Consider the following 15,791-nt stretch of genomic DNA (forward strand, 5'->3'; position numbering starts at 1 on the left):
TGGGGGCTTACCGCTGACTGCTTGGCACCACCAGGATGTCGCTGGGGACTGCCTCCAGGATGCGCGATGCCACGCTGCCGACAAGCGCATGAAGCAGTCCCGTCCGACCATGGGTTCCGACGATCACGAGGTCGGTGTCGGCGTCGTTGGTCAACACCTGCAGGCCCATCACCGGATCGCCGCGGCGGGCAACGATGTCGAACTTCGCGATGGCTTCCTCGCCGGCGACCTCCCGGAGGAAGTCGCGGCATTGGTCAAGCGAGATCGTTTCGAACTGTCGATCATAGTCCGCGCTATCATGCGCGAAGCCGCGGTAAGGCGGCTCGAACCCATGGAAGAGCCCCAATCGCCTCAGTCCAAACCATCGCAGGGCAACCATCAGGGCAGGCTTGGAAGACTCAGACAGATCGGTCGCGACGAAGACGCGTTGGTCGGTGTCTAGCACTCTCTTTTTCACGACCAACAGCGGGATAGGGGAATTTCGGGCGAGAGCTGTGACATTGCTTCCGACCAGCACCTGCGCGAGCGGCCCTGACCGCGCTATCCCGGTCACGATCAACTCCGCCCGTTCCCTTGCCGCTATCTCGAGTACCACCCAGTCGACTGGCCCTTCCTCTTCGATCACGGCTGAACGAAGGCCATCAACGCAGGCAAGCTCCTCACGGAGAGAGGCGGCATTGCGCATTGCCGCCCGCCTGTATGCGTCGCGCACAGAAGTATCCTCGGTCAGCGCCATGTCGGTGAGAGCGTGCACTGCGGTAAGACTCGCATTCCACTGGATCGCAAGCTGCACCGCCCGGTCCTGCGCCCGATCGCACCGCGCGCTGAAGTCTGTCGCAAGGATGATATGGCTCGGTGCGCGCCGAGCAGTAGCAGCAACTGAGCCGTCTTCGTGTGAAGCCTTTGACATAAGTGGCTCCGATAATTCGCATAACGATATAGCACCCGCGATCTCGAAGAAATGCGTCCGCCCTTGGGGCGACGGTGCGGGGAGGGTGCTCGCCTTCCTGAAGAGTGGCGGACTACCGCTGCTTTCCGCAATTCTATCGAAGGACAAGGAGGCAGCTTTCCCGAGCAGCCGGGCGCGGGAGTGCGGCACCCCAGATCGAACCAGCGCCCACCTAGGCGCTGGTTTGGGCGACTATGCTAGACAAAATTCATGACGATGATCGCACCGATCACGATCAGGACAAGGCCGCCTATCAGCATCGGCAACAAGCTGTTTTCTGGATCGATCCCAGACTCAAACTGCTTTTCTAACGGCGTGTTATGCTTTCCTGGCTGAGCCATGGCTCGTCTCCTGCGAAAAGATAGGCATGCGTCCGATCAGAGAGCGACACGCCTGTGTAGGTGGTTATGAGGCTGTCTATCCGGCCCAATCGATCCGATGACGAGAGCGCGTCTCTTGATCTCTCACGGCTACATCGCATCGCAGGGCAACGCTCAGTTTGCGCTCAACTGGGATCTTATCTCCCGGACGCGAAGCCAACGCCTTTTCGCATCCGGGCTAGAGACCTGCTTTAAGGCACCGTGCGTCTAGTCGAGAATTTGGTATGAAAATATGCATAACATCATAAATGTAGTGAAGGTATATTCGGAGTCAAGCGACGCCGGCAGCGGCGGTCATTTTGGGGTTATTCGGTGTTTCCCCTTCGGTAATTTGACGGCTCGGGGAAATCAACAAGAGTTCCAAATAGATGCAAAAATAATGCACTGAATTCGCATTTTATTTCGTTTGACGAACACGGACTTCCCCTCCTTGCTTGGGCGAGGCCGAACGGGCCGTGTCAGCGCGAGTAGGCTCGGATTTAGGCCTTCCAAATTGCCGGGCCGCCGCGCCGCTTCCACCCAAGCAAGGAGTACAGTGATGAAAGAGCTTGCCCTCGCAGTCGCCGTGACAATGGCCAGTTCGTTTAGCGCCATGGCGGCCAGCGACGTCGTCAAATCGCCGCCGCCTGCTCCTTACGAACAGGTCAGCAAGCTCGTGAAATTGCCCGACTTCCTCCCGGGCATGGGGCAACTCTTCGTCGATCCAGCGACGTTGCCGGCCGGTCCGTTCCTCGCTTATGACCACGACGGCAAGCTTGTCAGCACCATCTACATGCTTCCGATCAAGGAGCTCAATCCGGACAAACGTTTCGATAACCTCGCGGCTCCGGGCGGCAACGTCGACCATGTCGACGTTTACTACAATGCCGGGCACCCGGGGGTTCCGGAACCGCATGTCCACGTCGTGCTGTGGCATACCTCGGCCGCTGACGAAGCGCGGGTCGCCAAATGAGACTCACGCGCCGTGAGATACTTGGCGCGGGCGGCGGTTTCGCCGCCCTGACGCTTTCGTCCTCGGCCGCGTGGACCGACGACATCGTCGATATCGCAATGAAGGGTCGCGACGACGGCTCGCACGTGTGGTTCGACCCTATCGGCGTTCTGGTCAAGCCAGGTCAGACGGTCCGCTGGACAAATCTCAACCCTGGCAACTCGCACACGACGACGGCGTACAGCCCAGAGAATTTCGGGCGGCCGCTGCGCATGCCGAAGACGGCACGACCGTGGGCCTCCGACTACCTCCTGCCTAACGACACCTTTTCGGCGGCCTTCGCAGAACAGGGGGTCTATGACTATTTCTGTATTCCGCATGAGCATGCCGGCATGGTCGGCCGCATCATCGTCAGCGAACCCGAGACGAACGGCTGGACCCAATTTGCCGGAGCGAACGGCGATCTCCCCGAGGAGGCCCTCAAGGCCTTTCCGACGGTGGAGGAAATCATGGCGAAAGGGATCGTGCGACGCGCCTAGACCAATCCAACAGAGACACGACCATCAGCAACAAGGAGAATTCAATACGACGATGGGAGCGGGAGCGGCAGATTCCTCGCATCGTCACTGGTCAATCAATTCGGGGGCGATCGTTATGACAGCCGATATTTTTTCGTGTGAACCTCAATCACGATCTCAGGCGAGGCGGGACGACAGCGTCCATGCGCGGGACATGCATCTCGGTCCGCTCACCGTAGCCCAACAGCGTGAGCGTGCGACGAACCGGCTCGCAGCCCTGGGCGAGATGACGGGCGGAATTGCTCATGACTTCAGAAACTTACTGGCTGTCATAGAATCCGGCCTGCGGCTTGCTGAGAAGCGAGCCGACGAACCCGAACGCGTGCGAGCTTACATCGCGGCGGCGCGGCAAGGAATCGATCGAGGGATTGAGCTGACCTCGCAGTTGCTCGCCTTCGCAAAGCATCAGGAGCTCGATACCCATGCAGGCGACCTGAACGAGTTCCTCAGGTCTTTCGAGCCGTTCCTCAGGTATGGCGCCGGACCCGATGTCAGAGTCAAGCTCGAACTCGGTTCCGATGTCCCACTCTGCATGGTCGATCCCACGTTCTTCGATGCAGCGGTGCTTAATCTCGTCATCAACGCCCGGGACGCCGTGTCGAATGACGCCGAAGTCCGGGTCGCCACCGGACGACTGGTGCAGACGACCGCCTCACCTGATCCGCCCGGGCCGGGGATCTACGCGTACGTCCGGGTCGAGGACCGCGGTTGCGGTATGGCGCCTGAGGTATTGCAGAAGGTTTTCGATCCCTTCTTCACGACGAAGGGCGAAAAGGGCACCGGGATAGGACTGTCGCAGGTGCAGGCATGGCTGGATATGGTGGGTGGCCGGATCCGCATTGCAAGCGAGCAAGGCATCGGAACGACCGTCGACCTGCTGTTCCCGTCAATTGAGGCGGAAGCCTAACAAGGCTCCTGCTATCTCCTCTCGTCGCGTGCGACGGAATGCAGTCCTGCCAGCGCAGGACCTATCACGTTCTCATCCGCACTTGCCGATTGCACCGCGTAAACCGGATACGAGAATTGCGGCATTTCAGGCACAAGATGAAGCCGGCCTGCTTCTATGTGAGATTGCACTGAGCTCATTCTGAAATATCCAGAGCCGCCCGTCGCAAGAACATAGTTCAGGGCGAGCGGACCGAGATCGAAGGAAAGATCCGGCGCAGCACTCGGGAAATTCATCCCGTGGTGAAGCCCAAAATCCGGCCCCCAATCCATATAAACATATGATTCATCCACGACACGCGCATCGGAATTGGTAGTCACGAGGACGAGTTTTTCTTCCAAAAGCAGATCGATTTTCAAACCCGGTCTGTGCGGGGGCGCGTACATGATAGCCAAGTCGACCAGTCCCGAGGCGACCTGGTTGATCAGATCCTGTGGCACATCGACGTGCACTCGCAGCGCGATATCCTGAAGCGATTGGCGCATCCAGCGGACCCAGTCGAGCAGAAGAGGTTGCGCAAGGCTGACCTCGCTGCCGACCGTCAGGACGGCCCGGCGTCCCGGCGGCACGGCAACCTGATGAAGGGTGCGCTGCCATAGTTGGACGAACATCGGGGCGTGGCGCAGAAATTGCTCACCCGCGGGAGTGAGCGAAGCGCCCCCCTTGTGCCGAACGAAGAGTGGCCGGCCCAATTGTTGCTCGAGGTTGCGGATTCGGGCGCTGACCGTCGTCTGGGCGACATTCAAGCGCTCCGAGGCGCGAATGAAACTCCCCGTCGAGACGATTTCGATAAACGTGCGAGCCAATTCAATATCCATGGCCGCTAATAGCATAAAAATTGCACTTAAATGTCAATGAATTTCGTTTGCCACATAGAAGGCGCGAACTTTAGGCTGTCAGCATATTCACCGGATTGAGCGCTGAACGCGGCGCAGCGCCGGGATGGGGCAGGCGTAGGCCTCTCCATCCTCACCCCTCTTTTGCCCGCAGTGTCACAGGAGCGATCATGTCGACGAGAGAAAAAAACGGCCAAGGCGATGTCGGACGTCGTGACTTTCTAAAGCTGTTCGGCGCGGCCGGCGCGGCTGCGGGGACCCTGCCGTTTGGCGGAACCGCATCGGCGGAAGACATCGTGGCAGCAGCTGCCGCCAGGGACACGAAGCACCATCACGCCGCCGAGCCTCATGCCCGAGGCGGCGGCTACGAATTCTTCAATGTCGACGAATCCGCGTTCGTCGAGGCGGCGGTCGACACGCTCATTCCAAAGGATGCGACCGGTCCCGGAGCCAAGGAGCTTGGCGTGGCGACATACATGGACCGGCAGATGGCCAGCGGATACGGCAAGGGCGACCGGCTTTATCTGGAAGGGCCGTTTGGCGAGGGTACGCCCGAGCAGGGATATCAATTGCCGATGACGCCCTCGGAACTGATCCGGGCGGGCATCGCCGACGTCAATGCCGTCGTACAGAAAAGCCACAAGAACAGCTTCGCGGCCCTTTCGGCAAAGGAGCGCGCCGCCATTATGGCCGACCTTGAGGCCAAGAAGACCGACCTTCCAACGGTGCCGGCCGCCACCTTCCTCAGTCTCCTTCTGCAGCTCACGATCGAAGGCTATTTCGCGGATCCGATGTACGGCGGGAACAAGGACGCTGCTGCCTGGAAGATGATCGGCTTCCCCGGCGCCGACGCAATGTACATGGACAAGATCGAGGCGTTCCGGAACAAGCCATACAAGGCTGAACCGAAGGGCATCCAGGACCTCATTTGATCGGCGCAAGAAAAAGGAGACTTTGACATGGCCACCAAACTGAACCCAGTCGATGTGCTGATTGTCGGTCTGGGATGGACAGGCGGCATCATTGCCAAGGAGCTTGCATCCACCAAGCTCAAGATCGTCGCCCTTGAGCGGGGAGGCCCGCGTGACACCAATCCGGACTTCATCGATCCTGAAATCCACGACGAACTGCGCTACGCCGCCCGCCACGACCTGATGCAGAACGTGCGGCGGGAAACCATCACATTCCGCAATAGTGAATCGCAGACGGCGCTGCCGATGCGTCAACTCGGCTCTTTCTTGCCGGGGCAGGGTGTCGGCGGTGCCGGCGTGCACTGGAACGGCGTGACCTGGCGCTGGCTCGAATGGGACCATCAGGCGCGCACCCGGACTGTCGACAAATATGGCGAGAAGATCATTCCCTCGGACATGCACCTGCAGGACTGGCCGATCACCTATGACGATCTCGAACCCTATTACGACAAGTTCGAAAAGACCTGCGGCACCTCCGGCAAGGCCGGCAATCTCAACGGCAAGAAAATCGACGGCGGCAATATCTTCGAGGGCTCGCGTAAGGAAGATTATCCCAACCCGCCAATGATCGCCGCGCAGAGCATGGTGATGTTCGAGAAGGCGGCCCGCAACCTCGGCTACCATCCTTTCCCAAACCCCTCGTCAAACGCCTCTCGCGATTACGTCAATCCCGATGGCGTGGCGTTCGGCCAATGCCATTACTGTGGCTACTGCGAGCGTTTCGGCTGCGAGGCGAATGCAAAAGCCAGCCCGCATTTCACCGTCATCCCGCTGGCGCTCAAGAATCCGAATTTCGAACTGCGCACAAATTCGATCGTGCTGAAGGTCAATCTCGATTCGACCCGCAAGAAGGCCGTCAGCGTCAGCTATCTCGACGCTCGCGGGCGAGAATTCGAACAACCTGCCGACCTCATCATCCTGTCGGCCTACGCGCTCGGCAACGTCAACCTGCTGCTGCAGTCGGGGATCGGCGTTCCTTACGATCCCGCCACGGGGAAAGGCGTGGTCGGCCGAAACTATGCTTACCAGTGCGGCGGCGGCGCTACCGCCTTCTTCGACAAGAAGACCATCCTGAACCGCTTCATGGGCGCCGGCGCGCTCGGCACCTGCATGGATGATTTCAACGGCGACAACTACGATTTCGTGAAGGCCGGCTACATCGGCGGTGGCGGCATCAGTTGCAGCAACTCGGGTGCCCGGCCTATCCAGTCACATCCGACACCCCACGGCACGCCACGCTGGGGTTCGGACTGGAAGAAGGCAGTGGTCGACAACTATGACCATGCGGCCAACGTTGGCAATCAAGGCGCGGTGATGGCCTACAGGCAGAACTATCTCAGCCTCGATCCAACCTATACGGACATCTTCGGACGTCCGCTGATGAGGATGACGTTCGATTTCCAGGACAACGAAGTAAAGCAGATGAACGGCCAGGCCGACATCTGCGTGACAATCGCCCAGGAGATGGGTGCGATCAAGGTTGACCGGAGCATTCCGCCCGTGCCCTATTCGATCGTACCCTATCAAAGCACGCACAACACGGGCGGGGCCGTCTTCGGCGCCGACCCCACCACCAGCGTCCTGAACAGACACCTTCAGGTCTGGGATGTCCCGAACGTATTCGTCACCGGTGCCTGCGTATTTCCGCAGAACGCCGGGAAGAATCCGACCGGACCGGTGGGCGCTCTTGCCTATTGGGCGGCGGACGCGATCAAGAATCAATATCTGAAGAACCCCGGCCCATTGGTTCCCTCCTGAGGCAGGTCTGCCGGGTCCGGATCCACGCTTCGGATCCGGCAGGCTGTGCGTTTCGAATACCGACATCACAGGGTGGCTTGGCGACAACCAAGCCGCCCCTCATCGAAAGCACGCGAAGATGAAATCGACCATTCTTGGATTGACGACCGCGGTTCTCACCGCAGTCGGCTCTGCGCAGGCGCAGGACAAATCTCCTGGCAATGCTGACGCCGGCGCCTCGGTCTTCAAGAGGTGCATGGCCTGCCATGCGGTCGGCCCTGACGCTAAGAACGGAGTAGGGCCTGTATTGAATGGCATCGTTGGCCGTGCGGCAGGCACTTACCCGGGTTACAACTATTCCGCGGCGAACAAGAATTCGGGCCTGACCTGGAATGAACCGACGCTGACCACATATCTGCACGCACCGCGCAAGTTGGTGCCCGGCACGAAGATGACATTCGCCGGTCTCAGCAAGGACCAGGAGATCGCCGATGTGATCGCCTATCTAAGACAGTTCAACGCTCAAGGGCAGAAGGCCTCCCCCTGAGCCAGGGACGCTGTCCCGGCTTGCAAAGCACAACCTTATGAAATTCCTCCTGCATCAGGGCCTGGGGTATTCGACGGTTCATCAGATCGGTGACTACCTGCGCAGCCACGGAACCGGCCATCACTGGATCGAGCGGTATCGGGGTAGCATCTTCGTCATCGTATCCGATCAAGCCGACGAGATGATCCTTCGACAGGAATTCTCCGGGCTTCTGGATGCCGTCAACGAAAAGGAGACGGACGGATGAGCGGAAAAGTCATCGACGAGAGGATAAAACTGAAGCGAGCATATGAGAGCCCGGCTGCCGACGATGGCACGCGGGTGCTGGTTGACCGGCTTTGGCCGCGCGGGGTCAAGAAGACCGACGCCGGCATCGACTGCTGGATGAAAGAACTCGCGCCAAGCGCCGAGCTGCGGAAATGGTTCAGACACGATCCCGCCCGCTGGGAGGAATTCCGTCAAAGATATGCGGCGGAAATCCACGCGCATCGCGATGAACTCGACCGGCTCCGCGACCTGATAAGGCACGGCGCTGTCACGCTCGTCTACTCGGCTCACGACGAAACGCACAACGATGCCGTCGTCCTCAGAGAGATTTTGCTGGGACATCGATAGAGGCGTCGCGCGGCGCTGCTCTTGCCATCCAGGACATGGCGCGCGTGACCACGACATCGGGTCCAAAATCACTTCTCCGGAACCAAACCGAGGAAGACTCATCAAATCATCGAGGAGAAGCACAATGAAATTCTTTGTCGATTCAGCCGATGTATCTGAAATTCGTGAGCTTGCCGCGGCAGGCGTTGTCGACGGGGTGACCACGAACCCGTCGCTCATCTCGAAGACCAGTCGGCCGATCAGGGATGTGATCAAGGAGATTTGCGGGACGATCGAAGGCCCGGTCTCAGCGGAAGTCACCGCGACCGACTTCGATGGCATGATCGCCGAGGGAGAGCGTTTGGCGAGCATTGCCGCCAACGTGGTTGTCAAGGTGCCATCCACCTGGGATGGATTCAGAGCTTGCCGAGTGCTCGCTCGCCTCGGCCACAAGGTCAATGTCACGCTGTGCTTTTCCGCAAACCAGGCATTGCTTGCGGCCAAGGCGGGAGCGACGTTCATTTCGCCCTTCATCGGCAGGCTCGACGACCTCGGATTGGACGGTATGGAAGTGGTCCGGGAAATCCGCGCGATCTACGACAATGACAAATCTTTCACGACAGAGATCCTGGCGTCTTCAATTCGCACCCCTCTCCATGTCAAGGAGGCGGCGATGGCAGGCGCCGATATCGCGACGGTGCCACCAGCAGTACTTAGAAGCCTCGCCAAACATCCACTCACCGACAATGGCCTGGCGTCCTTTCTCGCCGACTGGAGTAAGACGGGGCAAATGATCCTTTAAAAAACCTGCAGGCGGCCGTCCGATCTCGCAGAGCCGTGAGCAGCCGAAGAGACGGATTGGTTGAGAACGACGCGCCGCGGTGACACCGCCGCCTCAAAGTGGGCCGGCATGTTCACTTTGTCCTCACGGCACAGACCTCCGATGCAACTTTTCGTTCGTCCATCGCATGGTCCTGGAATCCAACACAAAAAATGCATTCAATCGCTCACTAAATTCGTTTGCATGGTGCCCTGGATGGCAGGAGACTGGGGACGTAGCGGTTCCGCTTTGGTCGGGAGCTCGGTGAAAACGAAAGGGTCGGTCTGAAGGCGCGCCTGGATGGAACATGTCCAGGGCTTGCGAAGTCTATCGATGCTCTAGCTATCGATCTTGCACTGAGAATCGCCAATGGAGACGAAAATGGCTGAGCTCCATTCGAAAGCAAACGGTCCGGATCTGGTTCAGGGCATCGCGATCGCCGATCTTGAGGATGGCGGCAAGCTCGTCGGCCATTGCGGCGACGAGCAGGTGCTGCTGGTGCGCCGTGGGTCCGAGGTATTCGCGGTCAGCGCGATATGCACGCATTACGGCGGGCCGCTTGTCGACGGTCTGGTAGCAGAAGACACGGTTCGGTGTCCGTGGCATCACGCGTGCTTCGATCTGCGCACGGGCGAGGCCCTGCGCGCGCCCGCCTTCAACCCGCTCGCCTGCTGGTCGGTGGAACAGCGAGCAGGCAAGATATTCGTGGTCGAGAAGCGTAAGCGAACGGCACCTATGGTGCGAGATGGCGGCGCGGCTCCGGAAAGAATTGTCATTGTCGGCGGTGGCGCGGCCGGTTTCGCTGCCGCCGAGACACTGCGGCGCGAGCAATACCAGGGCGGCATCATCATGATCAGCGATGACCAGGCGCCGCCCGTCGACAGACCGAACCTCTCAAAGGATTATCTCGCCGGCAAGGCGCCGCAGGATTGGATTCCGCTGCGCGGCGAGAAGTTCTATTCGAAAAACAACATCGACCTCCGTCTCGAAACGAAGGCCGAGCGCATCGACCCGCGGTCCCGCGAGGTTGTCCTGTCGGATGGTGGCAGGATTCCTTACGAAAGGCTGCTGCTTGCCACGGGGGCCGAACCAGTTCGGCTTGCTATCCCCGGAGCCGAGCAATCATTTGTCCGCACGCTGCGCTCTTTCGCTGACTGCAATGCGATCATCGAGCGGGCCGCGAATGCGCGACGCTGCGTCGTACTCGGCGCTAGTTTCATCGGCCTGGAGGTTGCGGCGGCGCTGCGCTCGCGCGGCATCGACGTTCACGTAGTAGCGCCGGACAGACGGCCTATGGAGCGGGTCCTGGGTCCGCGGATGGGCGACTTCATCCGTGCCCTCCATGAGGAGAAGGGTGTCGCCTTCCATCTCGAGGCGACTGCGGCCAGCATCGACGGCAGCACGGTCAAGCTCAGCAGCGGCGACACGTTGGCAGCGGATTTCGTCGTGGCCGGCGTCGGCGTCAGGCCACGCACCGGGCTCGCCGAAAAGGCCGGGCTCAAAATCGATCGCGGTATCGCGGTGAACGCGTTTTTGGAAACAAGCGCGCCCGGAATTTTCGCGGCCGGCGACATTGCCCGGTGGCCCGATCCTCATAGTGGCGAGAATCTTCGGGTAGAGCATTGGGTGGTTGCGGAGAGACAAGGTCGCACCGCCGCACTCAACATGCTTGGCCATCGCGAGAAGTTCGCGGCGGTTCCGTTCTTCTGGAGCCAGCATTACGATGTGCCCATCAACTATGTCGGTCATGCCGAGCGATGCGACGAGATCTCGGTCGATGGAGACGTCGCGGCCAGGGATTGCCTGCTCCGATTCAAACGGGAGGGGCGCACGCTGGCTGTCGCCTCGATCTTCCGCGACCTGGAAAGTCTGGAGGCCGAGTTGGAAATGGAACACCAATCGGCAAGCTAGAACGCGCTCTCGAGCACGGGCGGGAGCGCATCGAGAATGACGCAGCCGAGTATGTCGCCGTGACCCAAAGGAGACCGATCTATGTCCGCATTGCAACAGGAATTCAACGTTACCAGGGAATTGCAAATCATTGCGCCCGCTCAGCGTCATTCAAAGATCGTCGAGTTCGCCAAGGAGGTTGCCGGACAAGAGTTCCATCAGATGCCGACGTCGGTCGAAATCTTCTCCGACAGCGGTCGCTGGTATTGCCAGGTTCGTCGCGGCAATGAAAAGACACGGCCGATGGGCCCCTATACCAAACAACAGGCTGAACGGGTTCAGGAAGTTCGCAGAGCCTTGATCGCCAAAAGAGGCACCGCTCGGATTATGTTCGAATAGGCGGGGACCTGACGATCGCGCCGGCCGGCGCGCTTCACCGCAACGACCGTCTTTATCGAGTTTACAGAAACGTACGAGGCAGGCCTCCGGCCATTGTCGCATGCGAACCAGGTCTCGCGACGAGACCTGTCGACGTTCCCGCTTGCCGAGCAGGCATCGTCTTCAGCCAACGGAGGAAAGCCGATATGGAATACAGGTCGATCGTTCTCAACCTCGACATCGATGGGATGGTTGAACCCGTCGTCAAGCTCGGAGTCGATCTCGCCCAGCGCTTCGACGCGCGCCTGATAGGTCTGTCGGCTGCCGACGTCGCGCCGCCGGTTGTAATGGAAGGTGGAATGGCCTCTGAAGGGGAGAGCCTGACGCGCCAGCGCAAGAACATCAAGCGACGGCTCGAGGACCTCCACGCGCAGTTCGAAAGCATTGCTGGCGCGACGGTTCATACGCAATGGCGTGGGGCCGTGGGCAATCCGACCCGCTTGCTGATCGAATCGGCGCGGTTGGCCGATCTCATCGTCACAGCCTCGCCGGAGGGTGCCAGTTTCGGCAACGCCTATCGTTCCACCGACCTCGGCAATCTGATCCTTCAGGCCGGCCGGCCTGTGTTTGTGGCATCGACCAACCAGGAGAATCTCCGCATCAACAAGGTTCTGGTCGGATGGAAGGACACGCGTGAAGCAAGGCGCGCGGTTCTAGATGCCATGCCCTTTTTGCAGATGGCTCAGGAGGTTCGGGTCCTTACGATCGACGACGGCCCGACCGACGAAACCTGGAACGGGCTCGACGATGTTGTCGCCTTCCTGGACGTGCACGGCGTAGAGGCCAAGGCGGAGGTGTTTCCGGAAAAATCCAATGGCGGAACGATCGCCGACGTCGCCGGCGCAATGAACGCGGATCTCGTCATATCCGGCGCCTACGGTCACAGCAGGTTCAGGGAGTGGATCTTCGGCGGCGCTACCCGCGCGCTCCTTGAAGCTGATCGGCTGAACCGGCTCATGTCGAACTGATCACCGGCGCCGATGGCGGAGCGCATCCCCACCGGCTTTCGCGAACGCATCCCACCCCCGCTGGGGTGGCTACTCGTTAGCCGTGACAAGCCTACCGGCCGGACCCATCGCAAGAAATCAGGGTTGTGGTTGTTCGCCCTCAGTGGCGATCAACATCCAGTTCCGCTTCCTTGACTGGATTTGACAGGCGAACGTCCATGTATCGATCATCTCGACGATCTCCCGGGGATCGCCGGCGACGACTGCATTGTCGGCAGAGCGTGTAGCGCTGATCACGTCAGAAACGTACCGAACGACGATCTCGGCGGTACCATCCGCCACGAATGCGTCGACAACCTTGGCTTCGTCCGTACCTATGAAGGTGAGTTCCAGCACTTCTTGTCGATCCCGCCGCCCGACGATTTCTCGCTCGAAGGCGGCAAGCACTTCCGGTCCGACAAGGCGCTTCAAGGTCAGGATGTCACTATCCGCAAACGCCCGCAGGATGGCTTCATAGGCCCTCCTGGCGCCTGACAGGAATGCGGCGAGATCGAAATCTGGGTCGATCTTGCGAAGCGCAACCTGGGACATGTCCGCGCAGGCCGCGTGTTCGGTGCCGACGTCCTGCTGCGGCGGCACACCGTTCCGCTCGGCCCTCTCGTCGTTCCAGCGCGAGAGGAGCTCGCTCCAACTCCCAAGCATTGCCCAATAAAGCGCCAGGATCGCAACGAGAAGGATCTGGCTGTTCGGGTCTGTGGTCTCGCTCATGACATTCACCCATCGACTTGTCGAAGATGCACATATCAGTGGATGCGGGGCAGGCTTTCCCACTGATGGAATGGCGGCGGTGAGGGCAGCTGCCATTCAAGCGTGGTCGCCCCTGCGCCCCATGGATTGGCGCTGGCCGGGCGCTTGCGACTGAAGGCTTCCGCGACCGCGACGAAGAAGATGATCAGCCCCACGGTGGAGATGTAGGCGCCGATCGAGGAGACGAAATTCCATCCGGCGAAGGCATCGGGATAATCGGCGGTGCGGCGCGGCATGCCGGCCATGCCGAGGAAGTGCTGCGGGAAGAAGACGAGATTGACGCCTGTGAACATCGTCCAGAAATGCAGTCTTCCCAAGGCTTCGCTGTACATGTAGCCGGTCATCTTCGGGAACCAGTAGTAGAAGCCAGCGAAGATGGCGAAAACCGCGCCCAAGGACAGCACATAGTGGAAGTGGGCGATCACGAAATAGGTGTCGTGCAACGAGCGGTCGATGCCCGGACTGGCGACCATGATCCCAGTGACGCCGCCGATGGTGAAGAGCAGGACGAAGCCGACGGCCCAAAGCATCGGTGTCTTGAACTCGATCGAGCCGCCCCACATCGTGGCCAGCCACGAAAACACCTTCACGCCCGTCGGAACGGCGATGACCATGGAGGCGAAAGCGAAGTAGCGCTGGCTCTGGACGGAGATGCCGGTCGTATACATATGGTGCGCCCAGACGACGAAGCCGATCGCGCCGATGGCCACCATCGCATAGGCCATGCCGATATAGCCGAAGATCGGCTTCCTGGCGAAGGTCGAGATGACGTGGCTGATGATGCCGAAACCGGGCAGGATCATGATGTAGACCTCCGGATGGCCGAAGAACCAGAACAGGTGCTGGTAAAGGATCGGGTCACCGCCGCCGTCGGGAACGAAGAATGTCGTGCCAAAGTTCCGGTCGGTGAGCAGCATGGTGATCGCGCCGGCAAGCACCGGCAGCGACATCAAAAGCATGAAAGCGGTAACCAGCATCGCCCAGGCAAGGAGCGGCATCTTGTGCATCGTCATTCCTGGCGCGCGCATGTTGAAGATGGTCGTGATGAAGTTGATCGCGCCGAGGATTGATGACGCTCCCGCAAGGTGGATCGAAAGGATGACGAGATCGACCGCGGGACCGGGCTGGCCGGAAGTCGAAAGCGGCGGGTAGAGCGTCCAGCCGCCGCCGTGGCCGAGCGTGCCAGGCGCTCCCGGCACGAACATCGAGGTGATGAAGAGGATGAACGCCATCACCAGCAGCCAGAACGAGATATTGTTCATGCGCGGAAACGCCATGTCGGGTGCGCCGATCATGATCGGAACCATCCAGTTGCCGAAGCCGCCGATCAAGGCCGGCATGAGGACGAAGAAGATCATGACGAGGCCGTGCGAGCTGACGACGACATTGTAGACCATCGGGTCGCTGAATATCTGCAGGCCGGGCTCCTGGAGCTCCATCCGGATCAGCACCGAAAGCGCGGTGCCGAGAATCCCGGCGAAGATCGAGAACAGCAGATAGAGCGTCCCTATGTCCTTGTGGTTGGTCGACCACAGCCACCTGACGAGAAACCGGGGCTTGCGGTTGTCGAATGTTGTTGCTGGATTCGACATGGTGCTCTCCTGCCTTTCCTTCAGGCATGCAGGATGGTTGCCGCGCCGGGCGACATTCAGCCGCCGTCGCGATCGGGGAACCACGCGCTTGTCTGCTTCGTGTTTCAGGCGTCCGTGACGATTATGTCCATCGGAATGTCGTGAGGTTGCGGATAGATCGTTCGCAGCCGGCTTCCTGCGTAACCCACGCCGACGACCAGCGGCCGCCGGTGCATCGCGGCGAGCGTCCGGTCGAAGAAGCCGCCGCCATATCCCAGGCGGTAATTCGCTCCGTCGAAACCGACCACCGGCGCGATCACGACATCCGGCGCGACCGATGGCCCGCGTGACGGAACCAGGATGTTCCACACGCCACGCTCGAGCGGGTCGCCCGGGCTCCAGATCCGGAATTCCAGAGGCCAGCCCTTCCTGATGACGACGGGAAGCGCGATTCTGCCGCCGCACTCGATGACCGTGATCGCCCAGTTGCGAAGGTCGGGTTCGCCGCGGAACGGCCAGTAGCCGCTGACGATGCGTCCGCTGACCTTGCCGATGGCAAGACCGAGACGCGAAGCGATGCGGTCCAACCTTTCCTTCCTCTCGTCGGCGTCGATGGCGAGACGCTCCTCGATCAACCTCTGCCGTTCCGCCTTGCGCCAGCGCAGGACGCAGCTCCAGGAATCTCCCGGCTCCGGCTGTCCGTATTCGGATGAAAGTTCGTGCGCGAAACAGGGCGGAGACGCGTATTCCCGGATTTCAGGGTCGGGGTATCTCTTCTCGTCCATCGCCATCTCCGTATCCGGGCACCCCTGCGTTGATGGAACGTGCTCCGCAGGAAACCGGAACGCA

General features: G+C 60.2%; 18 protein-coding genes. 12 read left to right on the plus strand and 6 right to left on the minus strand.

The features are described 5' to 3' along the window. Nucleotides 1-7: 7 nt before the first annotated feature. Nucleotides 8-910 (minus strand): universal stress protein, encoded by a 903-nt coding sequence (locus tag F3H96_RS28515; RefSeq protein ID WP_149804981.1) that lies wholly within the window; start codon nt 908-910, stop codon nt 8-10. Between the two features lie 236 nt (nt 911-1,146). Continuing rightward, nucleotides 1,147-1,290: a hypothetical protein gene (locus tag F3H96_RS30780; protein WP_188131575.1), complete on the minus strand. Its 144-nt coding sequence runs from the start codon at nt 1,288-1,290 to the stop codon at nt 1,147-1,149. A 577-nt stretch (nt 1,291-1,867) separates the two neighbouring features. Between F3H96_RS30780 and F3H96_RS28520 the strand changes: the two genes are divergently transcribed. The 3 genes from F3H96_RS28520 (at nt 1,868) to F3H96_RS28530 (ending at nt 3,745) form a co-directional block, all read left to right on the plus strand. Continuing rightward, nucleotides 1,868-2,281 carry a DUF5602 domain-containing protein gene (locus tag F3H96_RS28520; protein WP_149804982.1) on the plus strand — a complete coding sequence of 138 codons (414 nt, stop codon included), beginning with the start codon at nt 1,868-1,870 and terminating at the stop codon, nt 2,279-2,281. After that, entirely contained in the window at nt 2,278-2,799 is a 522-nt protein-coding gene (locus tag F3H96_RS28525; protein ID WP_188131576.1) for a plastocyanin/azurin family copper-binding protein, read from the plus strand. The genes F3H96_RS28520 and F3H96_RS28525 overlap by 4 nt, the downstream gene beginning before the upstream one ends. A gap of 115 nt (nt 2,800-2,914) precedes the next feature. Beyond that, a complete protein-coding gene (locus tag F3H96_RS28530; protein ID WP_244620198.1) occupies nt 2,915-3,745 on the plus strand; it encodes an ATP-binding protein in 831 nt (276 codons plus the stop codon). 11 nt (nt 3,746-3,756) lie between these two features. On the opposite strand, the gene F3H96_RS28535 is transcribed toward F3H96_RS28530, so the two are convergent. After that, nucleotides 3,757-4,602: a LysR family transcriptional regulator gene (locus tag F3H96_RS28535; RefSeq protein WP_149804983.1), complete on the minus strand. Its 846-nt coding sequence runs from the start codon at nt 4,600-4,602 to the stop codon at nt 3,757-3,759. A 188-nt stretch (nt 4,603-4,790) separates the two neighbouring features. Here F3H96_RS28535 and F3H96_RS28540 point away from each other — a divergent pair, with 188 nt between their 5' ends. From F3H96_RS28540 to F3H96_RS28580, 9 genes are all read left to right on the plus strand, one after another. Next, nucleotides 4,791-5,552, plus strand: a complete 762-nt coding sequence (locus tag F3H96_RS28540) for a gluconate 2-dehydrogenase subunit 3 family protein (RefSeq protein ID WP_149805012.1) — start codon at nt 4,791-4,793, stop codon at nt 5,550-5,552. A 27-nt stretch (nt 5,553-5,579) separates the two neighbouring features. After that, nucleotides 5,580-7,349, plus strand: a complete 1,770-nt coding sequence (locus F3H96_RS28545) for a GMC family oxidoreductase (RefSeq protein WP_149804984.1) — start codon at nt 5,580-5,582, stop codon at nt 7,347-7,349. A gap of 118 nt (nt 7,350-7,467) precedes the next feature. After that, a complete protein-coding gene (locus F3H96_RS28550; RefSeq protein WP_149804985.1) occupies nt 7,468-7,875 on the plus strand; it encodes a cytochrome c family protein in 408 nt (135 codons plus the stop codon). Nucleotides 7,876-7,912: 37 nt separating this feature from the next. Further along, nucleotides 7,913-8,122 carry a hypothetical protein gene (locus F3H96_RS28555; RefSeq protein ID WP_149804986.1) on the plus strand — a complete coding sequence of 70 codons (210 nt, stop codon included), beginning with the start codon at nt 7,913-7,915 and terminating at the stop codon, nt 8,120-8,122. Beyond that, nucleotides 8,119-8,490: a DUF488 domain-containing protein gene (locus F3H96_RS28560; protein ID WP_149804987.1), complete on the plus strand. Its 372-nt coding sequence runs from the start codon at nt 8,119-8,121 to the stop codon at nt 8,488-8,490. The genes F3H96_RS28555 and F3H96_RS28560 overlap by 4 nt, the downstream gene beginning before the upstream one ends. A gap of 124 nt (nt 8,491-8,614) precedes the next feature. After that, a complete protein-coding gene (gene fsa, locus F3H96_RS28565; protein WP_149804988.1) occupies nt 8,615-9,271 on the plus strand; it encodes a fructose-6-phosphate aldolase in 657 nt (218 codons plus the stop codon). A 399-nt stretch (nt 9,272-9,670) separates the two neighbouring features. Further along, nucleotides 9,671-11,200, plus strand: coding sequence for an FAD-dependent oxidoreductase (locus F3H96_RS28570; RefSeq protein WP_149804989.1), 1,530 nt, complete (start codon nt 9,671-9,673; stop codon nt 11,198-11,200). An 81-nt stretch (nt 11,201-11,281) separates the two neighbouring features. Continuing rightward, a complete protein-coding gene (locus tag F3H96_RS28575; protein WP_149804990.1) occupies nt 11,282-11,578 on the plus strand; it encodes a hypothetical protein in 297 nt (98 codons plus the stop codon). Between the two features lie 185 nt (nt 11,579-11,763). Beyond that, nucleotides 11,764-12,585 (plus strand): universal stress protein, encoded by an 822-nt coding sequence (locus F3H96_RS28580; RefSeq protein ID WP_149804991.1) that lies wholly within the window; start codon nt 11,764-11,766, stop codon nt 12,583-12,585. 117 nt (nt 12,586-12,702) lie between these two features. Here the strand turns inward: F3H96_RS28580 and F3H96_RS28585 are convergent, their stop codons facing one another. From F3H96_RS28585 to F3H96_RS28595, 3 genes are all read right to left on the minus strand, one after another. Then, complete coding sequence (locus F3H96_RS28585) at nt 12,703-13,332, minus strand: Tim44/TimA family putative adaptor protein (RefSeq protein WP_188131577.1); 630 nt, start codon at nt 13,330-13,332, stop codon at nt 12,703-12,705. A 35-nt stretch (nt 13,333-13,367) separates the two neighbouring features. After that, nucleotides 13,368-14,963 carry a cytochrome c oxidase subunit I gene (ctaD, locus tag F3H96_RS28590; protein ID WP_149804993.1) on the minus strand — a complete coding sequence of 532 codons (1,596 nt, stop codon included), beginning with the start codon at nt 14,961-14,963 and terminating at the stop codon, nt 13,368-13,370. A 104-nt stretch (nt 14,964-15,067) separates the two neighbouring features. Beyond that, nucleotides 15,068-15,733 carry a 5-formyltetrahydrofolate cyclo-ligase gene (locus F3H96_RS28595; protein WP_149804994.1) on the minus strand — a complete coding sequence of 222 codons (666 nt, stop codon included), beginning with the start codon at nt 15,731-15,733 and terminating at the stop codon, nt 15,068-15,070. Nucleotides 15,734-15,791 lie beyond the last annotated feature (58 nt).

The sequence above is a fragment of the Mesorhizobium sp. NFR06 genome (genome assembly GCF_900115245.1).
Lineage (GTDB): Bacteria > Pseudomonadota > Alphaproteobacteria > Rhizobiales > Rhizobiaceae > Mesorhizobium.